The 13,874-nt window shown below is 73.0% G+C and carries 14 protein-coding genes; 5 read left to right on the forward strand and 9 right to left on the reverse strand.

Annotation, left to right across the window (positions count from 1 at the left end):
* Positions 1-83: 83 nt before the first annotated feature.
* Positions 84-338 carry a DUF397 domain-containing protein gene (locus ACYF6T_RS07900; RefSeq protein WP_058925966.1) on the reverse strand — a complete coding sequence of 85 codons (255 nt, stop codon included), beginning with the start codon at positions 336-338 and terminating at the stop codon, positions 84-86.
* Positions 339-1,199 (reverse strand): helix-turn-helix domain-containing protein, encoded by an 861-nt coding sequence (locus tag ACYF6T_RS07905; RefSeq protein ID WP_461694624.1) that lies wholly within the window; start codon positions 1,197-1,199, stop codon positions 339-341.
* Between the two features lie 225 nt (positions 1,200-1,424).
* Between ACYF6T_RS07905 and ACYF6T_RS07910 the strand changes: the two genes are divergently transcribed.
* From ACYF6T_RS07910 to ACYF6T_RS07920, 3 genes are all read left to right on the forward strand, one after another.
* Complete coding sequence (locus tag ACYF6T_RS07910; RefSeq protein ID WP_461694626.1) at positions 1,425-2,057, forward strand: ATP-binding protein; 633 nt, start codon at positions 1,425-1,427, stop codon at positions 2,055-2,057.
* Positions 2,048-2,488, forward strand: a complete 441-nt coding sequence (locus ACYF6T_RS07915) for a hypothetical protein (RefSeq protein ID WP_461694627.1) — start codon at positions 2,048-2,050, stop codon at positions 2,486-2,488. Before ACYF6T_RS07910 ends, ACYF6T_RS07915 begins: the two co-directional genes overlap by 10 nt.
* Positions 2,489-2,742: 254 nt before the next feature.
* On the forward strand, positions 2,743-4,605 hold the full coding sequence (locus ACYF6T_RS07920) for an ABC transporter ATP-binding protein (RefSeq protein WP_461694772.1): 1,863 nt from the start codon (positions 2,743-2,745) through the stop codon (positions 4,603-4,605).
* 8 nt (positions 4,606-4,613) lie between these two features.
* Here ACYF6T_RS07920 and ACYF6T_RS07925 read toward each other — a convergent pair whose 3' ends face one another.
* The 5 genes from ACYF6T_RS07925 to ACYF6T_RS07945 all read right to left on the reverse strand — a co-directional run bounded on the left by ACYF6T_RS07925 (position 4,614) and on the right by ACYF6T_RS07945 (position 8,240).
* Complete coding sequence (locus tag ACYF6T_RS07925; RefSeq protein ID WP_461694629.1) at positions 4,614-4,799, reverse strand: hypothetical protein; 186 nt, start codon at positions 4,797-4,799, stop codon at positions 4,614-4,616.
* Between the two features lie 154 nt (positions 4,800-4,953).
* Positions 4,954-5,643 carry a DUF899 domain-containing protein gene (locus ACYF6T_RS07930; RefSeq protein WP_461694630.1) on the reverse strand — a complete coding sequence of 230 codons (690 nt, stop codon included), beginning with the start codon at positions 5,641-5,643 and terminating at the stop codon, positions 4,954-4,956.
* 95 nt (positions 5,644-5,738) lie between these two features.
* Positions 5,739-5,954 (reverse strand): hypothetical protein, encoded by a 216-nt coding sequence (locus tag ACYF6T_RS07935; RefSeq protein WP_461694631.1) that lies wholly within the window; start codon positions 5,952-5,954, stop codon positions 5,739-5,741.
* Positions 5,955-6,069: 115 nt separating this feature from the next.
* On the reverse strand, positions 6,070-7,422 hold the full coding sequence (locus ACYF6T_RS07940; RefSeq protein ID WP_461694633.1) for an amidohydrolase: 1,353 nt from the start codon (positions 7,420-7,422) through the stop codon (positions 6,070-6,072).
* A gap of 38 nt (positions 7,423-7,460) precedes the next feature.
* The gene (locus tag ACYF6T_RS07945; RefSeq protein WP_461694634.1) at positions 7,461-8,240 is read right to left on the reverse strand and encodes a class I SAM-dependent methyltransferase; all 780 of its coding nucleotides are present in this window, start codon (positions 8,238-8,240) and stop codon (positions 7,461-7,463) included.
* Between the two features lie 165 nt (positions 8,241-8,405).
* Here ACYF6T_RS07945 and ACYF6T_RS07950 point away from each other — a divergent pair, with 165 nt between their 5' ends.
* Both ACYF6T_RS07950 and ACYF6T_RS07955 read left to right on the forward strand, forming a co-directional pair.
* Entirely contained in the window at positions 8,406-9,695 is a 1,290-nt protein-coding gene (locus tag ACYF6T_RS07950) for a sensor histidine kinase (protein ID WP_461694636.1), read from the forward strand.
* Positions 9,692-10,315, forward strand: a complete 624-nt coding sequence (locus tag ACYF6T_RS07955) for a response regulator (protein ID WP_461694638.1) — start codon at positions 9,692-9,694, stop codon at positions 10,313-10,315. Before ACYF6T_RS07950 ends, ACYF6T_RS07955 begins: the two co-directional genes overlap by 4 nt.
* 265 nt (positions 10,316-10,580) lie before the next feature.
* On the opposite strand, the gene ACYF6T_RS07960 is transcribed toward ACYF6T_RS07955, so the two are convergent.
* Both ACYF6T_RS07960 and ACYF6T_RS07965 read right to left on the reverse strand, forming a co-directional pair.
* Positions 10,581-12,425: an FUSC family protein gene (locus ACYF6T_RS07960; protein ID WP_461694640.1), complete on the reverse strand. Its 1,845-nt coding sequence runs from the start codon at positions 12,423-12,425 to the stop codon at positions 10,581-10,583.
* A gap of 240 nt (positions 12,426-12,665) precedes the next feature.
* Positions 12,666-13,868, reverse strand: a complete 1,203-nt coding sequence (locus ACYF6T_RS07965; RefSeq protein WP_461694641.1) for an FtsX-like permease family protein — start codon at positions 13,866-13,868, stop codon at positions 12,666-12,668.
* Positions 13,869-13,874 lie beyond the last annotated feature (6 nt).

Genomic DNA, 13,874 nt, shown 5'->3' on the forward strand with positions numbered 1-13,874 from the left:
CGGTCCACGTCATCAACATCGGTCAGCACTCGTCAACACCCGTCATCATTACCCATCAAGTCAACACGCTTCACTCAACAACCTCACGACAGCAGGAAGTCGGCCTCCCCCGCCTTCGCGCCCTCGATGAACGCGGTCATCTCGTCGGTGGTGTAGATCAGCGCCGGTCCGTCCGGGTCGGTCGACTGGCGGACGGCGATCCGGCCGTCGGCGAGCTTCATGGCCTCCAGGCAGTTGCCGCCGTTGCCGCCGCTCCACGGCTTGTGCCAGCCCTCACTGCCCAACTCCCGCGCGGGCATGCCGTTGTAGACGTGTTTGCGCGGCTTGATGCGATCCATTCACAGCTCCTTGCGGAGATCCCGGAGGATCTCCTTCGTGCGATGTGCCGTAGCGGCCTGCGCCGCCATGCGGTCCATGACCTCGAGGTGGGTCGCCACCTCCGCGCGCGCGTCCAGGTAGACGGCGCCGGTCAGGTACTCGCTGTAGACCATGTCCGGAAGTTCGGGCATGGCAAATCGGAACAGCACGAAGGGCCCGTACGTGCCGGGGTGCGGCCCGTTGGTGAAGGGCGCGACCTGCAGCGTCACGTTGGGCAGCTTCGTGGCTTCGAGCAGTTTGTCGATCTGGGCACGCATCACCTCCGGGCCGCCGACGGGGCGGCGCAGCGCGGTTTCGTCGAACACGGCCCAGAATCGGGGCGCGTCCTGACGGGTGAGCAGTTCCTGTCGTTGTATGCGCAGCGCGACATGGCGCTCGATGTCCTCGGGCTGGGTCTGCCCGATGGCACCCGAACGCAGCACCCCGCGGGCGTAGTCCTCGGTCTGCAGCAGCCCCGGCACGAAGTGCGGGTCGTAGCTGCGGATGAGACCGGCGGCGCCCTCCAGGCTGACGTACATGGAGAACCAGCCCGGCAGGATGTCGTGGAAGCGCTGCCACCAGCCGGGTTTGTTGGCCTCCTCGGCGAGCTTGACGAAGTCCTCGGCCTCCTCGTCGGAGACGCCGTAGGACTTCAGCAGCAGCTGGAGGTAGGGGATCTTGAGGGCGACCTCGGCCATCTCCATGCGGCGGACGGTGGCGGGGGCGACACGCAGGACGCGGGCGGCCTCCTCGCGCTTGAGGCCGGCGCGTTCCCGCAGGTCCAGCAGCCGTCGGCCGAGGACGACCTGGCCGACCGTCGGCGCGGACCGCGGTTCGCTCACGCTCCACCTCCACGAAGTTGCTGACGGGCCGGACCACAAAAGAATGCTGACAGCCCGACGGCGCCATTCGAAGACCCATTCGAAGATCTGGACGGATCTCCGGTGATCCCAATTGGCGCCGCGCGACATGCTGTTGCGAGCAGTGTGCCATGGCCGCCCACGTCGTCACACAGCACTCTGCATTTTTCAGAGTGACACTTGCCAAGTGTTCACGGCGGGGCGATAGTGGCAAGCGTGATTCCGTCCGCGCCCTTAGGAACAGACGCCGCCGGAGGCCGCCCGTCCGGCTTCGGCGCCGCCCCGGGAGTGGGTCCCGACAAGGCCCCTGCCGAGCGCCGGTTCCGTTTCGAGCTGGCCGCCCATCCGGGCTCTCCCGCGCAGGCCAGACGCCTGACCAGGGCCCGGCTGACGGGCTGGTCGGTGTGCGAGGACACCTGCGACACGGCCGCCCTGGTGATCTCCGAGCTGGTCACCAACGCCCTCGTGCACACAGCGAGCAGCCTCATAGTCTGCGAGCTGCACGACGGCGACGACCTGGTGCGCATAGCCGTACGTGACGAGGGGTGCGCGCCGGGTGAGCCTCATCCGTCGCGGGCTCGGCCCGAGGAGGAGCACGGGAGGGGACTGCTTCTCATCGACTCCCTCTGTCACGCCTGGGGGGCGCAGGAACACGGGGTGGGGCTGCTGGTCTGGGCGGAGCTGCCGCGCAAGGCCGACGGGCCGCGGCACGACTGCGGTCCCTGCAACGACCTGGGCTGGGGGGCCCGGCCCAAGCCCGGACCGGCGGGCGGTTCGGGCGACGAGGACGAGGGGGAGGCGCGGCACGACGCGCACGGGACGGAGCGCTCATGGGGGTGAGGGCCGCGTCCGGCGGCCAGGCGATGAGCCTGGACACGCTGGTGCGCCTGCGGCGTGGACTGCACACGCCGAGGTCCGTACGGCGGCTGCAGGTGCCGGAGGGGATGACCGCGCCGCTGGGGTGCGACGCGGTGGCGGTGCCGGCGCGGTTCGGGCCGCTGGTGCTGCCCCGGCTGCCGAGGGTGGGGTGCGTCTACGCCGATGAGGCGCACTGGTGGTGGCTGGTGCCCTCCGACTCCGACTACGCGCTGGAGTGGCCCGCGCCCGCGCAGTACGCCGCCGGGGCGGTTGTTCCGGACGCCCCGGCGGTCCCCGGCCTGATCCACAAGCCGGACGGCACGTTGCCGTACACACCGCCGATTCCGTTGTATCTGGCGCTGTGCCGGGTGACGGGGACGACGCCCACGTGGTCCCGGCCGGTGTCCGCGTAACCGGCGTCCCCGTCGTGTGGCGGACCGTGTCCTCGAACGCCGGAGCGGTCGCCGCGCACACCGAAGGCGTCCCGCGTACGCCCCCGCACACCCCCCGCTCCCCCGCGCGCCCTCCCTTCCCCCTGCCCACCCCGCGATAGTGGCCTCCGGCCGTGAACGGGGGAGGGCGGGGCGTGGGCAGGAAGCGGGACGCGGCGGCGGCTGAGGTGTCCGAGTCGGAGCGGCTGCTGTTCGGGGGGCCGCTCCGGTACGACATGGGGTGGAGCGCGATCCGGGAGCGGAACTTCGAGCTGGGGTTCAGGGCCACGCTCAGCCGGCTCCCCGCCCTGCTCGCGTCGAGTTTCCGGCTCGCCTGGCGGGCCGACCCGCGGGCCGCCCGTATCGTGCTGGCGGCCGAGGTCGGCCGGGGCGGCACGCAGGCGGTGACGCTGCTGGCGGTGAACAGCGTGCTGGGCCGTGTCTTCAGGGGCGGCGCGATCGAGGACCGGCTGCACGGCGCCGCCCCCGCACTCGTCGCGATGGCCGCCGTCACCCTCGTGGGAGCCCTGCTGCGCGCCGCGTCGACGTACGCCACCGGGCGGCTGGAGCCCAAGGTGGAGCGCGTGGCCACCGAGCTGTACCTGGAGCGGGCGGCGGCCGTGGAGCTGGCCGCGATCGAGGACCACGCCTTCCACAAGCTGCTGGACACCGCCCAGTACGGCGCCGCGTCGGCCCGCCGCATGATCTCGTACGCCGCGCGCGTGGTGAACGCGACGATCTCGCTCGTCGCGGCGGCCGGCGTGCTGACCGTGCTGCACCCGGCCCTGCTCCCGCTGCTCGCGACGATGACGCTGCCCAGCGCCTGGAGCGCCCTGACCAACGCCCGGCGCCGCTACGAGTCCTTCCACACCTGGGTGCAGCATGCCCGCGCCGGGAACCTGCTGAGCAGTCTGCTCATCGAGCCCGCCGCCGCGCCGGAGATCCGGGTGCACGGGGTGGGGCCCTTCCTGCTGCGCCACTTCCACGCGATGTCGGAGACGGCGGAGGCCGAGCAGGCGCGGCTGGCCCGGCTCGCCGCCCGCACCGGGCTCATCGCGTCGGCCTGGACCGGCCTCGCGACCGTGGCGACGTACGCGACGCTCGGCGGGCTGCTGCTGGCCGGCGCGATGGCGCTGTCGGTGGCCGGTACGGCCGTGATCGCGATCCGGACCGGGTCGTCGAGCCTCGACAACCTCGTGCTGGAGATCAACGCGCTCCACCAGGAGGCCCTCTTCGTCGGCGATCTGCAGAAGCTCTACGTCGAGGCGGCCGAACGGGCGATTCCGGTGGGCGGGGAGCCGCTGCCCGACGACCCGCGGGAGATCCGCTTCGAGAACGTCACCTTCAGCTATCCGGGTGAGTCGGCCAGGCCCGCCCTCGACGACGTCACCCTCACGCTCCCCCTGGGCCGCATCGTGGCGCTCGTCGGGGAGAACGGTTCCGGGAAGACCACCCTGGTGAAGCTGCTGGCGGGGCTGTACACCCCGGACCGGGGCCGCATCCTGTGGGACGGCGTCGACGCGGCGACCGCCGACCGGCGTCTGCTCGCCGAGCGGATCGCGATGGTCGCGCAGGACTTCAAGCGCTGGCCTTTCACGGCACGGGTCAATGTCGCCGTGGGCCGTCCGGAGGTGCCGCTGACCGAGGAACGGCTGGCCACCGCGGTCGCCGAGGCGGGTGCCGGGGACGTCGTGGCCGGTCTGCCACGCGGGCTGGACACGCTGCTCGCCCGCAACTTCAGCGGCGGGCACGAGCTGTCCGGCGGCCAGTGGCAGCGGCTCGGCATCGCGCGGGCGGCCTACCGGCGGGGCCGCATTCTGATCGTGGACGAGCCGACGGCGGCTCTCGACGCACGCGCCGAGCTGGAGGTCTTCGAGAAGATCCGGGCGCTGGCCTCGGCCGGCCAGACCGTGATCCTCATCACGCACCGGCTGGCGTCCGTGCGGCACGCGGACCTGGTGCACGTCCTTGACCAGGGGCGGCTCGCGGAGTCCGGGACGCCGGAGGAGCTTCTGGCGGCCGGTGGCATCTACGCGGAGTTGTACGCGCTCCAGGCGGAGCAGTTCACGACACGTCTGCCCGCCCCGAAGGCGGGCTGACGCCATCCTCAGGCTGCCGCGTCGGCTGCCTCACCACTGCGGACGATCACCAGGAAGGTGTCCGTCGCGAGGTCCATGACGACCTCGGCGGCCAGTCCCTCCAGGCGTCGCGCGTGCGCGAACTCCTCGGCCGGCCACGAACCCCGCGGCCCACCCGCGGGAAAGCGTTCGAGCACTGTTCGCCCGTTCACCATCTCGCACCTCCAGAAAGCGTCGTGCTTGTAGGAGTTAACGCCTTCCGGTGCCCGAAAGCCTCGCTCGGTTGCGGTACTGAGACATAGTTGACACTCGTTCACTGCGGAGCGTGAGGATTCCGTCACCTTCCGAACATCATCCGCACGGAATGTGTCAGTCCTCGTACTCATCGTGATAGCGGATACGGGAGCTGCCTGCCGGCGCCCCAAGAGCCGACGCGCGCCCCTTGGGTTCCTCCCATTCCTCCTGGCGGCCCAGTGCGGTCAGGTCCAGGAAGCTGGTGGTCGACCCCAGACCGTCCAGCCCGCGCTCGTACGTCGAGTACGTGTGGAAGACCCGTTCGCCGTCCCGCAGGAAGCAGCTGACCCCGGGCCGCTCGACGAGCTCGCCCTCGTGCTCCAGCGTCACCTCGAAGTCGCGGTTGAAGTCGCCGCCGTGGGAGGAGTACCAGGGCAGGGTCCAGCCCATCCGCGCCTTGAACGGCAGGATCTTCGTGTACGGCGCCCGGGAGACGGCCGCGAAGGACGTGCCGCGCGCATGGAGATGGGCGAGATGTCCGATCTGGTCCAGGAACGCCGAGCAGCTGCGGCAGCCGGCGTCCCACTCCGGGGCGAACATGAAGTGGTAGACGACGAGCTGGTGCCGTCCCTCGAACAGGTCGAGGAGCGTGGCCTTGCCGTCGCCGCCCTCGAAGAGGTACTCCTCCTCCACCTCCACCATGGGCAGCCCGCGCCGCTCGGCGTTCACCGCGTCCCGCGCCCGCGTGAGCGCCTTCTCCTTCACGAGCAACTCGGCCCGCGCCGCCTGCCACACCTCACGCGTCACGATCTCCGGAAGCGACATGGCCCCTCCTGTGCACTGGTCCGTCACAGTGGTGACCGGGGGCGCGGGCGGAACTCATCGCCGCCGCGGAACTTTTTTCCGGCGGGCCGGAGGGCTCAGGGGTTGGCCGACCGGGTGACGCCCTGGGCGAGTTGGCCGACGACGTCGGCGACGCCGTGGCCGAAGGCGGTGGGCGCGATCAGCACGCCGAAGGCCAGGGCGAGGAAGACGGTCAGCCACTGGTCGGAACGGCTGCGGGCCTGAACCTTGCGCCGGATGCGCACGAAGATGATGACAGCGAGCAGCACCGTGACGTCGATCGTCAGCTCCACGAGACCGGCCCTCCCCGTCGACGCGTGGACTCCGTCTTCTGTGTAGCGTGAAACCACCCGGCGCGACGCCCGGTCACGGGCGGTTGGCGGCATATTGCCCCTCCCTGACCGGATCTCAGGTCTTGTAGTCCTGGATCCGCCTGCCGTGGCCGCGGTCGAGGAGAGCGGGCAGACGCTCGGCCAACTCCCTTGTCACCGACGGCACGTCAAGGGTGAGGAGCTCGCGGTCGCGCATCAGGACGCGGCCGTCGACGATCGTGGTGCGGACGTCGGAGGCGCGGACGCTGTGCACGAGGGTGGCGGCCGGGTCGTGGACGGGCTGGGTGTGGGGGGCGGTGAGGTCGACGAGGATGATGTCGGCGCGGCGGCCCGGGGCGAGGGTGCCGAGACTGTCGCCCAGGCCCACCGCGCGGGCGCTCTGCAGCGTCGCGTGGTGCAGGGCCTGACGGGACGTCAGCCAGCGCGGATCACCCGTGGTGGACTTCTGGATGAGGGCCGTCAGTGCCATCGACTCCCACACGTCGAGGGAGTTGTTGGACGCCGCCCCGTCCGTGGCGAGTCCGACGGGCACGCCGATGTCGTACAGGGACCGGATCGGTGTGGTCGTGGGCCAGCCGAACCTGAGGTAGGTGCGGGGTGCCGTGGCGACGGACGTACGACCGCCCGCCCGCCGCAGCACGGGCAGGTCGCGGTCGAGGATGCCGGTGCCGTGGGCGATGAGGACGTCGGTGTCGAGGATTCCGGTTCGTTCCAGCACCTCGATCGGCGTCACTCCGTGGCGCGCGAGGCTCGCCTCGGTCTGGTCGAGGTTCTCGGCGGCGTGGAGGTGCACGGGCAGCCCGTGTGCGCGGGCGAGGTCGGCCGTGGCCGCGAGGTCGGCGTCGTCGACCGTGTACGGCGCGTGCGGCGCGAGGGCGGTGGTGATGCGGCCGTCGGCGCCGCCCCGGTGCCGTAGCGCGAACTCCAGTGACCGCTCCCGCCCTTCGGCCCCCTGGGAGGAGAAGAACGCCTCGCCCAGATGGGCCCGCATCCCGCACTCCGCCACCACCCGGGCCACCGCGTCCATGGCGAAGTAGTGGTCCGCGAAGCACGTGACCCCGCCCCGGATCATCTCGGCGCAGGCGAGCCGCGCCCCCAACTCCACGTCCCTCTCGGTCAGGTTGGACTCGATCGGCCAGACGACGTCGTTGAACCACGCGTCGGTCGGCAGGTCCTCGGCGACCCCGCGCAGCGCCACCATCGGCGCGTGCGTATGGCAGTTGACGAGCCCGGGCAGGGCGACCTGGCCGCGGGCGTCGACGCGCTCGACGGCGGCCGTCCCCTCGACCGCGGCGGCCGTCGTCACCGTCTCGACGGCTCCGTCCCGGACGACGAGGGCCGCGTCCTGCTCGAACCCGACCCGCTCCTGGTCGTCGTGGACGAGGACGGTGCACCCGGTGATGATGAGATCGGCGGGGGTCTCGGTCATGGCGCCAACGTACGATGCCGGCGCCGCCCGTGCGACCGTCAGGCGTCGGCCCGCCGGACCCGGATCTTCGACTGGCCGTGCGGCAGCCGCTCCCAGTCGTCCATGAACTCGCCGCGCAGTCCGTGCCGTCGGGCCAGTTCGAGGAGCGTCTCGGTGCGGTAGTAGAAGTCCTCCCGCAGCACGTGGTGTTCCTCGCCCTCCGTGCGGTCGAAGGTGAAGTCGAACCAGCCGCCCGGCGCGAGCACCCGCCCCACATGGGCCAGGCACTCGTCGATGACGGGCAGCGGAGAGTGCGAGAAGACGCTGTGGGCGTGGACGACGTCGAAGTGCGCCTCGGGCAGGAAGGCCAGGGTGAGGTCGCGGACGGGGGTGAGCGTCGGCAGCCGCTTCTGCAGGCCCATCTCCACGATCGTGTCCTGGGCGGCGAGGAGGATGTCCGGGGAGATGTCGACGCCGTAGTAGTGCCCGGGCTGCAGATGGCGGATGAACCGCCAGCCGCCGCGCAGGTTTCCGCAGCCGATCTCCAGCATGCGGTGCTCGGGGCGCAGGCCGTGGCCGACGAGGTAGTCGAACTGCAACGCGCCCAGCGCCAACCACCGTTCGCGGCTGCGGCTGCCGACCGCCGCGTCGGGGTCGGCACGGGTGTCGGAGCGCATCACGGCGCGGTAGTAGGAGACGTGGTCGGGGTGGCGCCGGCTCAGCCACAGGTCGCGGGCGGCGCGGGCCAGGTGCCGCGGGACCCGGTCGGGGTGGCGGAGGGCGTACGTGAGGCGGTGGCCGAGGGTGGAGCGGTTGGCGGTGAGGTTTCTGGCGGGCATGGTCCGGTGCCTTTCCGGGACGGGAGGGGCGGCACCTCCCAGCCTCGGTGCGCCGGAACGGCCCTTCGGTCGGGCAACAGGCGCCGGTGCCGGGGCGGTCCGGCCGAGGCGCATGTCAACCGATCGGCTGATGCGCCGCGTTGTGGATGCCGTTAGACACGGAGGATGAGCCCCGAGCAGATGACCACCGACCCGGACGACCGCGCGCTGGCCGCGGTCGTGCACACCGCGTTCTTCCTGCTGCTGTGCTCGTCGTCGGTGCGCTACCTGACCCGCGACCACGCCGACGGCACGGCGCGTACGGCCTGGGTGACGGCGCTGTACGTCCTCTTCTCGCTCCTCTACGTCCTCGGCCACTTCCTGGCGCCCGCCCCGCGCCCCGGCTCCCGGCCCACCGCACGCCATCTCGTCTGGCTGGCCTCGGTGTCCGCCACCTGGACCGTCCTGCTCGCCCTCGCGCCGAGCGCCACCTGGTGCGCGATGCCGCTGCTGTTCGCCGGCCTGTACGCCCTGCCCCCGCGGTGGGCGGTGCCGCTGGCCGCCGTACTGACCGCGCTGGTCGTCGTCTCCGAGATCCGGGTCGCCGACGGCGCCCTCAACCCGAACATGGTCGTCGCCCCGCCGGCGCTCGCCGCCGTCGCCACCGCCGTACTGGTGCGGCTGCGGCGGCAGTCGGCCCGCCAGCGGGAGCTGATCGACGACCTGGTCCGCACCCGCCGCGACCTCGCGGCGACGGAGCGGCGGGCGGGCGTCCTCGCCGAACGGCAGCGGCTGTCCACGGAGATCCACGACACCCTCGCGCAGAGCCTGTCCAGCCAGCGGATGCTGCTCCAGGCCGCCGAGCGGGTGTGGGAGACGGACCCCGACGCGGCCCGCGCGCACGTCCGCGAGGCGGCCGCGATCACCTCCCGCGGCCTGGCCGAGGCCCGCCGTTTCGTCCACGACCTGGGCCCGGCCGACCTGGCCGGACACTCCCTGCCCGCCGCGCTGGCCGCGCTCGCCGAACGGGAGAGCGGCCCCGGGCTCACGGTCGGCTTCCACCTAGACGGCGACCCCGTCCCGCTGCCGGAACGGGTCGAGGCGGCTCTTCTGCGCATCGCCCAGGGGGCGTTGGCGAACGTACGGGAACACGCGGCGGCCACGCGAGCGGCGGTGACGCTGACGTGCCTGGAGGATCAGGTGTCGCTGGATGTGGCCGACAACGGGCGGGGGTTCGAGGTGGGTGCGCGATCGGGCGGAGGGCGTGGCGAGGGCCTGGGCCTGCGGACGGAGGCGGACGCCGGGAGCCGACGTGGGGTGGCGGCGGGCCCCGGGCGCGGGCACGGGCTGCCGGCGATGCGGATCCGGGCCCGGCAGTCGGGCGGCACGCTGAGCGTGGAGTCGGTGCCGGGCGAGGGCACGGTCGTGTCGGTCGCCGTTCCCTTGGCGCGTCCCGTCGGGGAGTTGGTCCCGTGAGCGTCCGCGTCCTCCTCTGCGACGATCACGCCGTCGTCCGGGCCGGCCTGCGCGCCCTGCTGTCCAGCGCCGACGGCATCGAGGTGGCCGGCGAGGCCGGCGGCGGCGAGGAGGCCCTCGCGCTGGCCGCCCGACTGCGCCCCGACGTCGTCCTGATGGACCTCCAACTAGGCACCGGCATGGACGGAGTGACGACGACGCGACACCTCACGACCGCCGAACACCCCGTCCGCGTGCTGGTGTTGACCATGTTCGACACGGACGCGGACATCACGCGGGCGATCGAGGCGGGCGCGACGGGCTACCTCCTGAAGGCGGAGCGCCCGGAGGAACTGTTCGCCGCGATCCACAGCGCCGCGTCCGGCCGTACGGCGCTCTCGCCCCCGGTCGCCGACCGTCTCCTCGCCCAGTTGCGCAACCCGCGTCCCGCCCTCTCGGAGCGCGAGCACGAGATCCTCGGCCAGCTCGCCCGCGGCCTCGGCAACCGGGAGATCGCCCGGGCGCTGTTCATCAGCGAGGCGACGGTGAAGACGCATCTCGGGCGGATCTACGGCAAGTTGGGGGTGGACACGCGGGCGGGGGCGGTGGCGGTGGCGAAGGAGCGGAGGTTGCTGCGCTGAGCGGTCTTGGGGCGGCGGGTGGGCTGGGGTGCGTGCTGGTGGCGCTTCGGTGGCGTCCGTTGGCGGGGGGCGCCTGGTGGCGGGGGGCGAGGTGGCAGTCGGTGGTGGCATCGATCTGGTGGCGGGGGGCGCTCGGTGACATCTGCCGGCAGGGGGCGCTTGGTGGTGGCATCTGGTCGCGAGGTGGCGCTCGGTCTGGGGCACCTGGTTGCGGAAGGGCGCTGGGGGGCGTCTGGACGCGGTGGGGGGCGCCTGGTGGTGGCCCCTATACCGCGAGGGGCAGGTCGGGCAGCCGTATCCCCGTCCGCTCCTTCCCCTCCTCGAACTCCGCCAGCAGCTGGGTGAGTTGGTCGACCTGGCGGGGCGACAGGCGTCCTGAGTCGTCGAGTTGGACGGCGCAGGCGGTGGTGGTGTCGACGAGCCGTTCGAGGGTGGCGACGACCTCGTCCGCGCCCGCCGAGTGCCGGGCCAGCGCGGGCAGTTCGGCCGCGGCGAGGGCGATGGCGGTGCGAGCCTCGGCGAGGGTGCGGTAGGCCTCGCGGCGCAGGGTCCAGCGGGTGGCGCGGTCGGGCGACTGGCCGAGCACGTGCGCGAGGTACGCGTGCGCCGCGCCGCCCGCCGCCGTGAGCCGGGCCCGTACCGTGCCGCCGTGCTGCCCCGGCATCGGCAGATGCCCGACGACGAGGACGATCGCGCAGGCCAGCAGCGTCTCCCCGATCCGGCTGACGGAGGCCTGCGGCTCGCCGCCGACCATCACGAGGCTGAGCACGAGCACGGTCACGACGGCGGTCTGGGCGGCGAAGTGCCGTGTGGCGACGGGCACCAGGGCCCCGCAGACGGCGACGAGCACGACGAGCCCTTCCGGCCGGGGCAGCACGGCCGCGAATCCGGCGAAGACGAGCGCACCGAGCACGGTCCCGGCCGCCCGGCACAGCACCCGGGAGACGAGCGGCCCGAGATCGGGCTTGACGAGGAAGACGGCGGTGGCGGGCAGCCAATACCAGTGCTGGTGCTGCCCGTACCAGCGGGCGTGGTGCAGCGCCTGCGCGACGGCGGCGCCGGCTCCGAAGCACAGGGCGACCCGAAGCCCGTACTCCCGCCCGCCGGCTCCGAAGACGACCCGCAGCAGTGTCCGGGCCGTACGGCGCCGGGTGTGCAGGTCGGTCGGCCGGCCCCGGTCGAAGGCCTCGGCGGCGTGCAGGAGGGCGTCGTCGAGGGCGCGCAGGGCGGGGGCGGAACGGTGGGGCGCGGGCAGCGGACCGGTGTGCGTGTTCCCGCGTACGGCCGCCGCGAGCCGCCGCGGTCCCTCGGAGGCTCGCCCGGCGACGGCCTCCCCGGCCCAGGCGAGCGCGGTCGCCGCCTCGGCCAGCGGGAGGGCGGCGGCGTACTGCGCGTGCAGCCGCCGCTCGGCGGCCGAGGAGGCGTACCGGCGCAGGCGGGGCCCGGCGAGCGCGTCCTGCGCGTGGTCGAGGGCGGCGGTGAGCGCGACGCGCCGCGCGGTGGCGTGCCGTGTTCCCGCGGCGTCGAGGAGGTCGGCGATCGCGTCGTAGACGGCGGCCACGGCGGCGCGTTCGCCGTCGAACCGGAAGTCGCCGGCGGTGGCGCCGGGGGTGGGCAGCGCGAGGCGCAGGGCGATGAGCCAGCCGGCGCCGGCGAGGAAGGCGAGGGCGCGCTGCGGACCGCTCTCCGGTGCGGGCATGCCGGCGCCGATGGCGGACGCGACGAGCAGTTGCGTGCCGGCGGCGGACGCCGTCGGTCCGACGGCGCTCACGGCGCCGGCCAGGAGTCCGAGTCCGGTGAGGACGAGGGTGAGGGTGACGGCTCCGAGATGTGCGCCCGCGTACGTTCCGACGAGCAGGCCGGCACCTCCCGCGAGGGCCGGCGCGCCGAGCCGCCGGACCGACGCGCGGCGGCTGCCGGGGCGGTCGTTGATGCCGGCGAGCATGGCGGCGATGGCGGCGACGACACCGAGCGAGGTGCGGTCGAGGAGGACGGCGAGCAGGAGGAGGGGCCCGGCGGCCAGCGCGCCCCGGGTGACCGCGCTCCAGGGAACCGGGCCACGCTGAGCACGGAGGGCGTGGGCGAGCCAGGGCGGAACGGCGGGGGTCACGGGGCTCCTGTCGGCGAGGGCGGCGGGTGGTGCGGGTGCCTTCGGACGACGGTGGCCGGGCGGGGAGGCTGTGATCTCCAGGTTAGACGGTGGGCTTGGAGGGCGTGGAACGCTCGTATTACCGCGGTGTGACGATGCATGGAAACGACACGTTCTTTATGAACGCAATCGGCCCACGCGCGCCTGCGCCGTGAGACGGGGGTCACGGGGAGGAGCTCGCGACTGCCGAGGAGGGTGCCCTCACGCGTGTGCCCGCGCCGTGAGGTAGGGGTCGCGGCGGAGGGCCTCGCGGCTGCCCAGGAGGGTGCCGGCGGTCAGGCCGATGGCGGGCAGCGTCAGTGCCGCGGCGGCCCACAACGGCCCGGGCAGGGCGTCGGCGACGGTGATGGGCAGTCCGAGCGTGCCGCTGAGAGGACGGGCCAGCAGCACGGAGATCCCGGTGCCGACGACCACCCCAACCACACCGGCGACGGCTCCCGACAGCACGGCCTCCCCGATCAGAATCCGCCGCAGCTCACCCCGCCCCGACCCGAGGATCCGCAACACGGCGAACTGCCCGAGCCGGGCCCGCGCACTGTCCGCGGCCCGGACCGCCCCCAGCGCGACGGCGCCGACCGCCAGCACCAGCACCCCGACCCGCATGGCGAGATCGGCGACACCGAACAGACCGGGAAGATCACGGACGCGGTCGGAAACAGGGGACGCCGAGAACCCGCCCTCCTGCAGCGCCCGGGTCACGCCGGCCACCTGCTTCTGCCGCCCCACCACGACGACGGCGGACTGCGCGCCTTCCTTCCGCCGGAAGGCCTCCCCGTCCTGCCCGACACGGGCCGCGGCCAGCATCGCGGCGGTGTCCTCGGCGAGGTAGGCGACACCGGGTCCGTCGGCCTGCCACCTCGGGTCGTACAGGGCGGCGACCCTCAGCCGCACCACCTCGGTCGTACCGGAAGCGGCCCCGGTCGCCTTGGTGTATCCGAAGGCGACGGTACGACCGAGGAGCGGGACGAAGTCGGTGCCCTGCGCGGTGGCGGGCAGGACGATGTCGCGGGGGCCGAGCCCGCGCGCGGGGACCTCACCCCGGGTGACGGGCAGGTCGTCGCCCGGGGTGAGGGTGTGACTGGTCAGGTCGTACGTGCCGTCGTCCTCGGCGTAGAGGACGGAGGGGTAGTCGGCGACGACTCGACGCACGCCGTCCACCTTCCCGGCGTCCTCCAGCGCGGATGCGGTGAGCGGCCGGACCGACGCGTCCCCTTCGAAAGAGGCCAACTCGATCCGGGTCAGCCCACCCGACGCCCGAACGTCCCGCGCAACAGCCCCGGCGGCCCCGCCCGCCACGCCGGCGGAGGTGGTGAGCAGCGCGGCGAGAGCGCACAGGGCAGGCAAGCCCCGCCACAGGGAACGCCCGTTCCACGTCCGGGGTTTGAGCGGGATACAGGTGTCCATGGTGAC

Source organism: Streptomyces sp. 7R007, from assembly GCF_054850255.1.